Origin of the sequence: Sphingomonas endophytica (assembly GCF_001476895.1) — a bacterium.
Classification (GTDB): domain Bacteria; phylum Pseudomonadota; class Alphaproteobacteria; order Sphingomonadales; family Sphingomonadaceae; genus Sphingomonas; species Sphingomonas endophytica_A.
Window position 1 is genome coordinate 1 of sequence record NZ_LDTB01000023.1, and the last position, 12,693, is coordinate 12,693.

A 12,693-nucleotide genomic window follows, 5' to 3' on the forward strand; every position below is an offset into this window, starting at 1 on the left:
CCCCCGGAGGAGCCGCCGCCCCCGCCGCCTGATCAGCCGATGACGCCGCCGCCGGTGGTGTCGCCGCCGCCGATCGTGCAGAATCCGAACCCGCCGCCCGTCCAGGTCGCGACGGTGCCGACCCCGCCGCCGGTCTATGTGCCGACGCCGGTCGTCGCTCCGCCCGCTCCGCCGGCGCCGCCCGCTCCGCCGGCACCGCCCGCGGTCAGCAAGGCGGCAAGCCCGAAGGGTAATCCCGGCCAGTATTTCGGTGCCGACAACTACCCGCCGTCGGCGATTCGCGCCGAGGAACAGGGACGTGTCGTCGCGAAGCTGACCATCGGGACGGACGGCCGAGTCACGGATTGCGTCGTCACCACGTCGAGCAACTCCTCGGCGCTGGACCAGGCGACGTGCCGCATCGCCAAGAGCCGCGTGCGTTTCTCGCCCGCACTCGACGCCGGCGGCAACCCGACCACGGCCAGCTACACGCTGCCGGTGCGCTGGGTGCTGCCACAGAACTGATCCGCGTGAACCTGGCCGCGCGGACCTGCGTCGGCCGACAACAAATTGGGCTTAAGGAAGAAACCGAATGATCATCAACATTCTCGCCGCGGGTGGGACCGCGGCAGCCGAGAACCAGTTCGGCCTGCAGCAGGCGCTGAAGGAAGGCGGCATCATCTCGCAGTCGGTGTTCACCATCCTGGTGGTGATGTCGGTCGTGTCCTTCTACATCCTGTTCTCGAAGCTGTTCGAGCAGCAGAAGATCATCAACCAGGCGAAGCGCGTGCGCTCGAGCTTCTGGACCAGCAATTCGCTGCGCGAGGGTTCGGCCAAGCTCGAGAAGAACTCGGCCTACAAGCAGCTGGTCGACGATGGCCTGGCGGCTCAGGAGCAGCACTCGAAGCTGACCGATCCGGTCGAGGCGCACGACTGGCTGCACGGCTCGCTGGCGCGTTCGGAAGCCGCGATCAACTCGAAGCTGGGCGGTGGTCTGGCGTTCCTCGCGACCGTCGGCGCGACCTCGCCGTTCATCGGTCTGTTCGGCACCGTCGTCGGCATCTACCGCGCGCTGATCAAGATCGGCGCGTCGGGCGATCCGTCGATCGACAAGGTCGCCGGTCCGGTCGGTGAGGCGCTCATCATGACCGCGCTCGGCCTGGTCGTCGCGGTTCCGGCCGTGCTCGCCTACAACTGGCTGCAGCGCCGCAACAAGTCGATCGCGGAAGACCTGTCAGCCTTCTCGAACGACGTGCTGGGCTTCCTGGCGTCGAACGGCGCGGTCCGTCCGAGCGTCGGCACCGCCCCGAAGGCGCCGGTGAAGCCGGCGGGTGCGACCACGACCGCCGGCCAGACCGGTGGCGTGCAGACCCGCCCGTAACGACGGGGTGAGGGGGCGTCCTTGGGGACGGCCCCCCCACACCTCCCGCCCTGCGGCCGCGCCATAACGGATGGCGGCAGGGTGGAACGAAGGAATAGGAAAGCCTGATCCATGGCGATGAGCGTTGGCGGAGACTCCGCTGAATCACCGATGTCGGACATCAACACGACGCCACTCGTGGACGTCATGCTGGTGCTCCTCATCATCTTCCTGATCGCGGTTCCGGTCGCCATCCAGACGGTCAAGGGCATCAAGCTGCCCAGCGTCGTCTTCGACCCGACCACGACCAAACCCGAGAACGTCTCGCTGTCGGTCAAGGCGGCGCCGGACGGTGCCTGCCAGGTCTATTGGGGTGTCGCTCCCGTGACGCACCAGGAACTGCTCGACCGCGCCGTGGCGAAGCTGAAGGCGGATATCGATCGTCAGGGTGGCGCGGGCAACCCGAACCTCGAGCTGCCGGAAGCGCATATCCGCGCGGACATCAACACGCCGTGGAAGTGCGTGGCGGGCACGATCTACAACATGCAGATGGCCGGCTTCGCCAAGGTCGGGTTCATTTCGCAGCCCAAGGGCGGCGGCGCCTGAGCTAAGGAGTAGCTGACATGGCAATGAGTGCAGGCCGCGACGACGGCGAGCCGATGATGGAGATGAACACGACGCCGTTGATCGACGTCATGCTCGTGCTCCTCATCATGTTCATCATCACCCTTCCGGTTCCGACGCACGCGGTGAAGGTCGACCTGCCGGTCAACGATCCCACCAAGTCGAAGCCGCCGGTCGATCCGATCAAGAACAAGATCGCGATCGACGCGGCTGGCGGGATCACGTGGAACGGCACGCCGGTCAATCCGACCGTGCTGCGCCAGTATCTGGACCAGTCGGTGGCGATGAACCCCGAGCCGGAACTCCAGTTCCAGCCGGATCCGGCGACCAAGTACGATATCGTCGATCAGACGTTGGCCGACATCAAGCGGTCGAATGTGACCAAGCTCGGCTTCGTCGGCAACGAGCAATATTACCGGGAGTTCTGATCGCGTCACGCGTTTCTCTCACCGGCATTACGACAAGGCGGTCCTTCGGGGCCGCCTTTTTTCGTTGCGCGCTCGCTGAACCGGTGCGGCTGGCATGGTGCGCGACGGGACAGCGACCGTGACAATGCCACTTGCCTCCTTGTCAAATTAGTGACACGTTCATGTCATAAAACCGTAACGCGTGGCTTAGGCGCGAACGGAGACTGGAGGGTGAAATGCACGACAAGCTGATGGTCCCCGCCATGATGTTGGCAATGGTCGCCGCGATGCCGGCATTGGCAAAGGATCGCGTCGGGTATCAGGCGATCTCGACCGGCAGTCTCGGCGATGCAGAGCGCACACTGACCGCTGAGCGCGAAATTTTCCCGCAGCGCCCGGAACTCATGCTCAATCTGGCCGCCGTCTACTCCCGCACCGGCCGCCAAGCGCAGGCTCGCGCCTTGTACGGCGACGTGCTGCAGCGCCAGCCGGTCGCCATGGATCTCGCCGATGGCTCCGTCGTCTCGTCGCATGTCCTGGCGCACAAAGGGTTGGCGCGGCTCGGCGCCACGATGGCATCCCGCTAACTCCCGCTCGTGTCTCCAGTGTCACACGATGTGGCGCTGGAGACACGATTTCGGGAACAAGCCAGTCTACAGGCGCGGCAACGTGACGCCGCGCTGGCCCATGTATTTGCCTGCGCGGTCGGCGTAGCTCGTCTCGCACGGTTCGTTGCCGTGCAGGAACAGGAACTGGCACGCCCCCTCATTGGCGTAGATCTTCGCCGGCAGGGGCGTCGTGTTCGAGAATTCGAGCGTCACATGCCCTTCCCAGCCGGGCTCCAGCGGCGTCACGTTCACGATGATCCCGCAGCGCGCATAGGTGGATTTGCCGAGGCAGATCACGAGCACGTCACGCGGCACGCGGAAATATTCGACCGTGCGCGCCAGCGCGAAGCTGTTGGGCGGGATGATGCAGACGTCGGTCTTGCGATCGACGAAGCTGTTGGCGGCGAAGTCCTTCGGGTCGACCAGCGCATTGTCGACGTTGGTGAAGATCTTGAACTCGTCGGCTACGCGCGCGTCATAGCCGTAGCTCGACAAGCCGTAGCTGATGCAGCCGTCGCGACGCTGCGACTCGACGAACGGCTCGATCATGCCGCTCTCCAGTGCGCGGTCGCGAATCCAACGGTCGGACATGACGGACATGAAGCGATTCCCCTTCGTATTAATGCGCTTTCGCTGCTGACGGCGACCTTCGCAAGGGCGCGCGATCTTCGGTCATGTCCGGCGGACCGTGTATTCGTGGCGCCTTCGATGCGATAGGGTGGGCCGCGCTATGATCCGTGCGGTCCGCTCCCTTGCCTATCGTCTCCGTCGGGTAATTCAGGCCCGGCTTGGGTTGGAGACCCATGGGGTGAAGCTGCTGATCGTCGATGCTGCCGGTCGCATTCTGCTGGTTCGACATAGTTATGGACGCAGCGACCTCTACATGTTGCCGGGCGGCGGGATTGCGCGACGTGAGGCGCCCGAGCGAGCTGCGGCGCGCGAACTGTTGGAGGAAACCGGCTGCGTCGCGCGCGAGCTGGTGCTCGTCGGGCGATACGAATCGCGCGCGGAAGGCCGGCGTGATCACATCTTCCTGTTTCATGGCGTGACCGACGACGTGCCGGTTCCCGATGGCCGCGAGCTGACGGAGACGATCTTCGTCGCGCCAGACGCACTGCCGGCCGGCATCTCTCCCGCGACGCGGCGCCGTATCGAGGAATGGCAAGGCCGGCGCGAGCGAGTCGGCGACTGGTAGTCAGCTGCGATTCATTCTCACTGCCTCGCGGCCTTGCCCCTCCGGGGGGAGGGGTCTAGAGCGTGCCGGTTCCGTTCGCACTTGCGAGAGGCATAGTGGTCGATCTGTCGCAATACCTACCGATCCTCCTGTTCCTGGGGGTGGCGCTCGCCTTGTCGAGCGCGTTCGTGTTTCTGCCGATGGCGGTCGCCAAGCTGACCGGCGCGGCCAAGCCGACGCCGGAGAAGCTGGCCGAATATGAATGCGGCTTCCCGGCGTTCGAGGACAGCCGGTCGCAGTTCGATGTCCGATTCTATCTCGTCGCGATTCTCTTCATCATCTTCGATCTGGAGGCGGCGTTCCTATATCCTTGGGCGGTCAGCGTTTTTTCGCTGGGCTGGACCGCCTGGATCTCGATGATGATCTTCATCGCCGAACTGGCGCTCGGCCTCGTCTATGCATGGAAGAAGGGAGCGCTGGAGTGGGAGTAGAAGCACACTCCGGGCCGATCGGGCTCGTCAACAATCCGGAACCGTCGCGCGGCGTCATCGCGCCCGATCAGGGCTTCTTCGATGGCCTGAACGGCGAGCTGAATGACAAGGGCTTCCTGGTCACCTCGACCGAGGAGCTGTTCCAGTGGGCGCGGACGGGCTCGCTGTGGTGGATGACCTTCGGGCTGGCATGCTGCGCGGTCGAGATGATCCACGTCAACATGCCGCGTTACGACATGGAGCGATTCGGCGCCGCGCCGCGCGCCTCGCCGCGCCAGTCGGACGTGATGATCGTGGCGGGCACGCTCTGCAACAAGATGGCCCCGGCGCTCCGCAAGGTCTATGACCAGATGTCGGAGCCGAAGTACGTCATCTCGATGGGGTCGTGCGCCAATGGCGGCGGCTATTATCACTATAGCTACAGCGTCGTGCGCGGATGCGACCGCGTTGTGCCGGTCGACATCTATGTCCCCGGCTGCCCGCCGACCGCCGAGGCGCTGTTGTACGGCGTGATGCAGTTGCAGCGGAAAATCCGTCGCGCCGGGAGCATCGAACGGTGAGGGCGCCCGCTCCCGCCTTCGCGGCGAACCTGAACGAGGCGACGATCGACGCGGCGCGGGCCGCGATCGGCGCCGGGCTGCTCGATGCGATCGAGATCGCGGGCGAGGTGCAGCTGCACGTCACCCGCGAGGCGCTCGTTCCTGCGCTGACCGCACTGCGCGATACGCCGGGTCTGGAATACCAGCAGCTGATGGAGATCGCGGGCGTCGATTACCCGGAGCGCGTGGAGCGTTTCGAGGTCGTCTATTGCCTGCTCTCGCTGACGCGCAACCACCGGCTTCACGTCCATGTCGGCGCGACCGAGGATACGCCGGTGCCGTCGGTGACCGACATCTGGCCGGTCGCGGGCTGGCTGGAGCGCGAGGTCTATGACATGTTCGGCGTGCTGTTCACGGGCAACCGCGATCTGCGCCGCATCCTGACCGATTATGGTTTCCGCGGGCATCCGTTCCGCAAGGACTTCCCGCTGAGCGGGTTCGTCGAGGTGCGCTACTCCGAGGAGCAGAAGCGCGTCGTGTACGAGCCGGTGAAGCTGGCGCAGGATTTCCGCACCTTCGACTTCATGAGCCCGTGGGAAGGCGCGGAATACGTGCTGCCGGGTGACGAGAAGGCGAAGCTGCCCGAGGCCAAGGGCGCGCCGAGCCCGGCGACCGCGACCGAGGTGCAGAAGGCGGGGGCCGCCGAGGCGCCGAAGGCGCCGGGCGCCGCGCCGAGCCAGCCATATGCCAAGAAGGACGCGACCAGCACCGCCGAAACCGGCGCGGGTCGTGACGAGGCCGATGCCAAGCCGAAGCCGGCCGACCCCGATGTCGTGCCGACGAAGGGCGGGGGGCAGAACCAATGACCGATATGCTCGTCGAGAAGAGCCAGCCGGTCGACCATGCGGTCGATCCCGCGCTGGAAAAGATGATCCACGCCACCGACGGGTCGCACCCGACCGAAGGCGACGTCGCGATCCAGAACTACACGATCAACTTCGGTCCGCAGCATCCGGCGGCGCACGGCGTGCTGCGGCTGGTGATGGAGCTGGACGGCGAGATCATCGAGCGTGTCGATCCGCACGTCGGGCTGCTGCACCGCGGCACCGAGAAACTGATCGAATACAAGACCTATGCGCAGGCGCTGCCGTATTTCGACCGGCTCGATTATTGCTCGCCGGCGTGCATGGAGCATACGTTCGTGCTGGCGGTCGAGAAATTGCTCGACCTCGAGGTGCCGATCCGCGCGCAATATCTGCGCGTGTTGTTCGCCGAGCTGACGCGCATCTGCAACCACATGCTGAACCTGGGTTCGCACGTCATGGACGTCGGCGCGATGACGCCGAACCTCTGGCTGTTCGAAATCCGCGAAGACTGCATGGGCTTCCTGGAGCGCGCGTCGGGCGCGCGGATGCACCACAATTACTTCCGCCCCGGCGGCGTGCATCAGGACGTGCCGCTCAAGCTGCTGACCGACATGGCCGACTGGCTCGACACGCGCCTGCCGCGCCTGTTCGAGGATGCGATCAGCCTGGTCGCGGACAACCGCATCTTCAAGCAGCGCAACGTCGAGATCGCGACCGTCAGCCGCGAGGATGCGATCGCCTGGGGCTTCTCCGGCCCGATGATCCGCGCGGCGGGGATTCCGTGGGACCTGCGCAAGCAGCAGCCCTACGACGTCTATGCCAAAATGGACTTCGAGGTGCCGGTCGGCACACGCGGCGATTGCTACGACCGTTTCATGGTGCGCGTCGAGGAGGTCCGCCAGTCGGCGCGGATCATGAAACAGTGCCTCGCCGAAATGCCCGAAGGGCCGATCGCGTCGCTCGACCGCAAGGTGGTGCCGCCGAAGCGCGGTGAGATGAAGCGCTCGATGGAGGCGCTGATCCACCACTTCAAGCTCTATACCGAGGGCTATCACGTTCCGGCGGGCGAAGTGTATGTCGCCACCGAAAGCCCGAAGGGCGAGTTCGGCGTGTATCTGGTCAGCGACGGCAGCAACAAGCCGTATCGCTGCAAGATCCGCCCGACCGCGTTCAGCCACCTGCAGGCGATGGACTTCATGAGCCGTGGGCACATGCTGGCCGACACGACCGCGATCCTGGGCGCGATGGACATCGTGTTCGGCGAGTGCGACCGGTGAGCGTCGATCGCGTCGCCATCGCGCGCGAGATGATCGCGCGGTATAACGCGCAGGACGCCGACGCCTATGTGGCGGCGATGACCGACGATGCGTGCGAGTCGACGTATCGCGGCGCGGTGCTGCGCGAGGGGCGCGAGGGCGTGCGATCGGGGCTGAAGGCGATGTTCGCGCAATATCCCGAGAACCGGGCCGAGATCCTGTCGGCGCTGGAACTGGGCGAGACGGTGCTGCTGCACGAGAAGGTCGCACGCGCGGCCGATGGTGAGAAGTTCGAGGTCATGTCGATCTATTCTTTCGAAGGCGACAAGGTGTCGCGCGTGGAGTTCATCCGCTGATGGCCGACGCAGCCGCCATTCCCGACGAGGCCGAGGTCCGCGCGCGCTGGGGCGCGTTCCAGTGGAACGAGGACAGCAAGGCGAAGCGTGACGCGATCCTGTCGCGCTATCCGGCCGGGCGCGAGCAATCCGCGTCGATCCCGCTGCTCGATCTGGCGCAGCGGCAGGTCGGGGCCGAGACGCAGACGCAAGGGTGGTTGCCGGTCCCGGTGATCGAGTTCGTCGCGCGCGAGATCGGCGTGCCCTACATGCGCGTGTACGAGGTCGCGACCTTCTACACGATGTTCAACCTCGCGCCGGTCGGCCGCTTCCACGTGCAGGTGTGCGGGACGACGCCGTGCATGTTGCGCGGCTCCGACGACGTGCTGGCGGCGTGCAAGAACAAGGGCCTGATCAAGGGCAAGACGACCCCGGACGGGCTGTTCACGCTGACCGAGGTCGAGTGCATGGGCAATTGTTCGTCGGCGCCGATGGTGCAGATCAACGACGACAATTACGAAGACCTCGATTACGATCGCACGATCGCGATCCTGGAGACGCTGGCGAACGGCGGCACGCCCAAGCCGGGCACGCAGGAGCCGGGGCGGCACACGGTCGAGCCGAAGGGCGGGCCGACCTCGCTGACCGCGATGGTCACGGAAAACCACGATTATCGCGGCGAATGGAACGTCGCGTCGCAGGGGGCGGACGCATGAGCCTTCTCGATAAGGACCGCATCTTCACCAACCTCTACGGCTATCAGTCGTGGCGGCTGGACGCGGCGATGGCGCGGGGCGACTGGGACAATACCAAGGCGCTGCTGGAACTGGGCCAGGACAAGATCATCGACACCATCAAGGCGTCGGGTCTGCGCGGGCGCGGCGGCGCGGGCTTCCCGACCGGCACCAAATGGTCGTTCATGCCCAAGGAGCCGAAGCCGGACCGGCCGAACTTCCTGGTCATCAACGCCGACGAATCCGAGCCGGGGTCGTGCAAGGACCGCGAGATCATCCGCCACGATCCGCACAAGCTGATCGAGGGCGCGCTGGTCGCGGGCTTCGCGATGCGCGCGCGGGCGGCCTATATCTACATTCGCGGCGAATATATCCGCGAGGCCGAGGTGCTGTTCGCGGCGGTCGCCGAGGCGTATGACAAGGGGCTGGTCGGCAAGAACGCCTGCGGTTCGGGTTACGATTTCGACGTCTTCGTCCACCGGGGCGCGGGCGCGTACATCTGCGGCGAAGAGACCGCGATGCTCGAAAGCCTCGAGGGCAAGAAGGGCCAGCCGCGCCTGAAGCCGCCGTTCCCGGCGGGGGCGGGGCTCTATGGCTGCCCGACGACGGTCAACAACGTCGAATCGATCGCGGTCGCGCCGACGATCCTGCGGCGTGGCGCTGCGTGGTTCTCCAGCTTCGGCGCGGAGAACAACAAGGGCACCAAGCTGTTCCAGATCAGCGGCCATGTGAACACGCCGTGCGTGGTCGAGGAAGCGATGAGCATCCCGTTCCGCGAACTGATCGAGAAGCATTGCGGCGGGATTCGCGGCGGCTGGGACAATCTGCTCGCGGTCATTCCGGGCGGGTCGTCGGTGCCGCTGGTGCCGGCCAAGGACATCATGGATGCCCCGATGGACTTCGACGGCCTGAAGGCGGTCGGCTCGGGCCTCGGCACCGCCGCCGTGATCGTCATGGACAAGTCGACCGACGTCGTCCGCGCGATCAGCCGCCTGTCGTACTTCTACAAGCACGAAAGCTGCGGCCAGTGCACGCCGTGCCGCGAAGGCACCGGCTGGATGTGGCGCGTGATGGAACGGTTGCGCACCGGCGACGCCGAGATCGGCGAGATCGACATGCTCCAGCAGGTGACGAAGCAGGTCGAGGGCCATTCGATCTGCGCGCTGGGCGACGCGGCCGCCTGGCCGGTGCAGGGGCTGATCCGCCATTTCCGCCCCGAGCTGGAACGCCGCATCAGGGAACGCGGGGGCGACACGGCCCCCATGCAGGAAGCTGCCGAATAATGCCCAAGGTCAAAGTCGACGGAGTCGAGATCGAGGTGCCGCAGGGCGCCACCGTGCTGCAGGCGTGCGAGCTTGCCGGCAAGGAGATCCCGCGCTTCTGCTACCACGAGCGACTGAGCATCGCCGGCAATTGCCGGATGTGTCTGGTCGAGGTGAAGCCGGGGCCGCCCAAGCCGCAGGCGAGCTGCGCGCTGCCCGCGGCCGAGAACCAGGAAATCTTCACCAACACGCCGATGGTGAAACATGCCCGCGAGGGCATCATGGAATTCCTGCTCATCAACCACCCGCTCGACTGCCCGATCTGCGATCAGGGCGGTGAGTGCGATCTGCAGGACCAGTCGGTCGCCTACGGGCGCGGCCACTCGCGCTATGACGAGAACAAGCGCGCGGTGACCGAGAAGTATATGGGGCCGATCGTCAAGACGGTCATGACCCGCTGCATCCAATGCACGCGCTGCATCCGTTTCGCGGAGGAAGTCGCGGGCGTGGAGGAGATCGGCGCGATCTATCGCGGCGAGAACATGCAGATCACCTCCTATCTGGAGGAAGCGGTCACGTCCGAACTGTCGGGCAATGTCGTCGACCTGTGCCCGGTCGGCGCGCTGACCAGCAAGCCGTACGCGTTCGAGGCGCGCCCGTGGGAGCTGCGCAAGACGCTGTCGATCGACGTGATGGACGCGGTCGGCACCAACATCCGCCTCGACAGCCGCGGGCGGCAGGTGCTGCGCTGCGTGCCGCGCGTCAACGACGACGTGAACGAGGAATGGGCGAGCGACAAGACCCGCCACGCGGTCGACGGTCTGGTCCGCAAGCGGCTCGACCGGCCGTACGTGCGCCGGGACGGCAAGCTGCATCCCGCGACCTGGGACGAGGCGTTCGCGGCGATCGCCGCCGTCGATCACGGCGGTTCGGTCGCGGCGGTCGCGGGCGATCTGGTCGATTGCGAGACGATGTTCGCGGCCAAGGCGCTGTTGAAGCAGTTCGGCTCGTCGCTGCTCGAAGGGCGGCAGACCGGCATGGACTATGACACGTCCAGCCTGGCGGCGGTGAACTTCAACACCACGATCGCGCGCACCGAAGAGGCGGATGCGATCCTGCTGATCGGCACCAACCTGCGCTGGGAAGCGCCGCTGGTGAACACGCGCATCCGCAAGGCGATCAAGAAGGGTGCGAAAGTCTTTGCGATCGGGCCGGAAACCGACCTGACCTACAAGGTCGAATGGCTCGGCGCGGACCTGTCCGTGCTCGGCAATCTGCCGGAACGCCTGACCGATGTGTTCGGCAAGGCGGCCAAACCGATGGTGATCGTCGGCGGTGGCGCGCTGAAGGGGGCGCATGGCGCGGCGCTGGCGCTGGCCGACACGCTGGGGCTGGTGAAGGACGGCTGGAACGGCTTCAACGTCGTCCACATGGCGGCATCGCGCATGGGCGGGCTGATGCTCGGCTACGCGCAGAAGGCGGGCATCGCGGCAACTTACGATGCCAAGCTGGTGTACTTCCTCGGCGCGGACGAGTGCGACTTCGCCAACTTCCGCGGCGTTAAGGTGTACGTCGGCCACCATGGCGACAAGGGCGCGCACCATGCGGATATCATCCTGCCGGGCGCGAGTTATGCCGAGAAGAGCGGCACCTTCGTCAACATCGAGGGCCGGGTGCAGCGCGGCGAGCGCGCCGTCTTCCCGCCGGGCGACGCGCGTGAGGACTGGACGATCTTCCGCGCACTGAGCGAGACGCTGGGCCACACGCTGCCGTTCGACACGCTCGACGAGCTGCGCGCTGCGATGGCGCTGGATTGCCCGGAGCTGGCGACGCTGGGTCTCAAGACCTTCGCGTGGAACTCGCCGTCGCTCGGCACGACCGCACAGGGCGTGCTGGAAGGCTATCCGATCAAGGACTTCTATCTCACCAACGCCATTTGCCGGGCGTCGCCGACGATGCAGCGCTGCTCGGCGGAACTGGTGCATGGCGAGAGCTTCGCGGAGGCGGCGGAGTGACCGACTTCTTCAATCATACCGTCGGCCTTCCCTATGGCTGGGCGTGGTTCCTGGCGACGATCGTCGGCATCCTGGCGATCGCGCTGCCGCTGATGCTGTCGGTGGCGATGATCATCTATGCCGACCGCAAGATCTGGGCGGCCATGGCGCTTCGCCGCGGGCCGAACGTGGTCGGCCCGTTCGGGCTATTGCAGTCGTTCGCGGACGGCCTGAAGGTCTTTCTGCAGGAAACGATCGTCCCGTCCGCCGCCAATCGCGGGCTGTTCCTGCTGGCGCCGATCATCACCTTCACGGTCGCGTTGATCGTCTGGGCGGTGGTGCCGTTCCAGCCGGGCGTGGTGCTGGCGAACATCAACGTCGGCCTGCTCTATGTGCTCGCGGCGTCGTCGCTGGGCGTGTACGGGATCATCCTGGCCGGCTGGTCGTCGAACTCGAAATATCCGTTCTTCTCGGCGATCCGCGCCGCGGCGCAGATGGTCAGCTATGAAGTCGCGATCGGCTTCGTCCTGATCTCGGTCGTGATGTGGGCGGGGTCGTTCAACCTGACGACGATCGTCGAGGCGCAGAAGGGGCTGTACGGGTTCATCAACGGCTTCGGGTTCAACCCGCTGCTGTTCCCGATGAGCGTGGTGTTCCTGATCTCGTCGCTGGCCGAGACGCAGCGTGCGCCGTTCGACCTCACCGAGGCCGAGAGCGAGCTGGTCGCGGGCTATCAGACCGAATATTCGTCGATGGCGTTCGCGCTCTACTGGCTGGGCGAATATGCCAACGTGCTGTTGATGTGCACGCTGAACGCGACATTGTTCTGGGGTGGTTATCTGCCGCCGTTCGACTGGGCGCCGCTGTATATCGTGCCGGGGATCATCTGGCTGTTCGCCAAGATCCTGTTCTTCTTCTTCGTCTTCTCGTGGATCAAGGCGACGGTGCCTCGCTACCGATACGACCAGCTGATGCGGCTGGGATGGAAGGTGTTCCTGCCGCTGTCGCTGTTCTGGGTGTTCCTGGTGTCGGGCGTGCTGATGTTCATGCGCGTGGGAGTGTAA

The 12,693-nt window shown here is 65.6% G+C and carries 16 protein-coding genes; 15 read left to right on the forward strand and 1 reads right to left on the reverse strand.

Going from position 1 to position 12,693, the window contains the following annotated elements:
• The 5 genes from NS334_RS07995 to NS334_RS08015 all read left to right on the forward strand — a co-directional run.
• On the forward strand, positions 1–504 hold a 504-nt coding region (locus tag NS334_RS07995), incomplete at its 5' end, for an energy transducer TonB (protein WP_058755481.1).
• Between the two features lie 67 nt (positions 505–571).
• Positions 572–1,360, forward strand: a complete 789-nt coding sequence (locus NS334_RS08000) for a MotA/TolQ/ExbB proton channel family protein (RefSeq protein ID WP_058755450.1) — start codon at positions 572–574, stop codon at positions 1,358–1,360.
• A 111-nt stretch (positions 1,361–1,471) separates the two neighbouring features.
• Positions 1,472–1,945, forward strand: a complete 474-nt coding sequence (locus NS334_RS08005; protein WP_058755451.1) for an ExbD/TolR family protein — start codon at positions 1,472–1,474, stop codon at positions 1,943–1,945.
• A 17-nt stretch (positions 1,946–1,962) separates the two neighbouring features.
• Positions 1,963–2,391, forward strand: a complete 429-nt coding sequence (locus tag NS334_RS08010) for an ExbD/TolR family protein (RefSeq protein ID WP_058755452.1) — start codon at positions 1,963–1,965, stop codon at positions 2,389–2,391.
• Positions 2,392–2,606: 215 nt separating this feature from the next.
• Complete coding sequence (locus NS334_RS08015; protein WP_058755453.1) at positions 2,607–2,957, forward strand: hypothetical protein; 351 nt, start codon at positions 2,607–2,609, stop codon at positions 2,955–2,957.
• 66 nt (positions 2,958–3,023) lie between these two features.
• Here NS334_RS08015 and dcd read toward each other — a convergent pair whose 3' ends face one another.
• Positions 3,024–3,578, reverse strand: a complete 555-nt coding sequence (gene dcd, locus NS334_RS08020) for a dCTP deaminase (protein ID WP_058755454.1) — start codon at positions 3,576–3,578, stop codon at positions 3,024–3,026.
• A 208-nt stretch (positions 3,579–3,786) separates the two neighbouring features.
• Between dcd and NS334_RS08025 the strand changes: the two genes are divergently transcribed.
• The 10 genes from NS334_RS08025 (at position 3,787) to nuoH (ending at position 12,693) form a co-directional block, all read left to right on the forward strand.
• On the forward strand, positions 3,787–4,173 hold the full coding sequence (locus NS334_RS08025) for an NUDIX domain-containing protein (protein ID WP_241491862.1): 387 nt from the start codon (positions 3,787–3,789) through the stop codon (positions 4,171–4,173).
• A 95-nt stretch (positions 4,174–4,268) separates the two neighbouring features.
• Positions 4,269–4,643 carry an NADH-quinone oxidoreductase subunit A gene (ndhC, locus tag NS334_RS08030; RefSeq protein WP_058755455.1) on the forward strand — a complete coding sequence of 125 codons (375 nt, stop codon included), beginning with the start codon at positions 4,269–4,271 and terminating at the stop codon, positions 4,641–4,643.
• Positions 4,634–5,203, forward strand: a complete 570-nt coding sequence (locus NS334_RS08035; protein ID WP_428835044.1) for a NuoB/complex I 20 kDa subunit family protein — start codon at positions 4,634–4,636, stop codon at positions 5,201–5,203. Before ndhC ends, NS334_RS08035 begins: the two co-directional genes overlap by 10 nt.
• A complete protein-coding gene (locus tag NS334_RS08040) occupies positions 5,200–6,048 on the forward strand; it encodes an NADH-quinone oxidoreductase subunit C (RefSeq protein WP_058755456.1) in 849 nt (282 codons plus the stop codon). The genes NS334_RS08035 and NS334_RS08040 overlap by 4 nt, the downstream gene beginning before the upstream one ends.
• Positions 6,049–6,110: 62 nt before the next feature.
• Entirely contained in the window at positions 6,111–7,325 is a 1,215-nt protein-coding gene (locus NS334_RS08045; protein WP_058755484.1) for an NADH-quinone oxidoreductase subunit D, read from the forward strand.
• Entirely contained in the window at positions 7,322–7,660 is a 339-nt protein-coding gene (locus tag NS334_RS08050) for a nuclear transport factor 2 family protein (RefSeq protein ID WP_058755457.1), read from the forward strand. Before NS334_RS08045 ends, NS334_RS08050 begins: the two co-directional genes overlap by 4 nt.
• Positions 7,660–8,355: a complex I 24 kDa subunit family protein gene (locus NS334_RS08055; protein WP_058755458.1), complete on the forward strand. Its 696-nt coding sequence runs from the start codon at positions 7,660–7,662 to the stop codon at positions 8,353–8,355. The genes NS334_RS08050 and NS334_RS08055 overlap by 1 nt, the downstream gene beginning before the upstream one ends.
• The gene (nuoF, locus tag NS334_RS08060; protein WP_058755485.1) at positions 8,352–9,656 is read left to right on the forward strand and encodes an NADH-quinone oxidoreductase subunit NuoF; all 1,305 of its coding nucleotides are present in this window, start codon (positions 8,352–8,354) and stop codon (positions 9,654–9,656) included. Before NS334_RS08055 ends, nuoF begins: the two co-directional genes overlap by 4 nt.
• A complete protein-coding gene (gene nuoG / locus NS334_RS08065; protein ID WP_058755459.1) occupies positions 9,656–11,650 on the forward strand; it encodes an NADH-quinone oxidoreductase subunit NuoG in 1,995 nt (664 codons plus the stop codon). Before nuoF ends, nuoG begins: the two co-directional genes overlap by 1 nt.
• A complete protein-coding gene (nuoH, locus tag NS334_RS08070) occupies positions 11,647–12,693 on the forward strand; it encodes an NADH-quinone oxidoreductase subunit NuoH (protein ID WP_058755460.1) in 1,047 nt (348 codons plus the stop codon). Before nuoG ends, nuoH begins: the two co-directional genes overlap by 4 nt.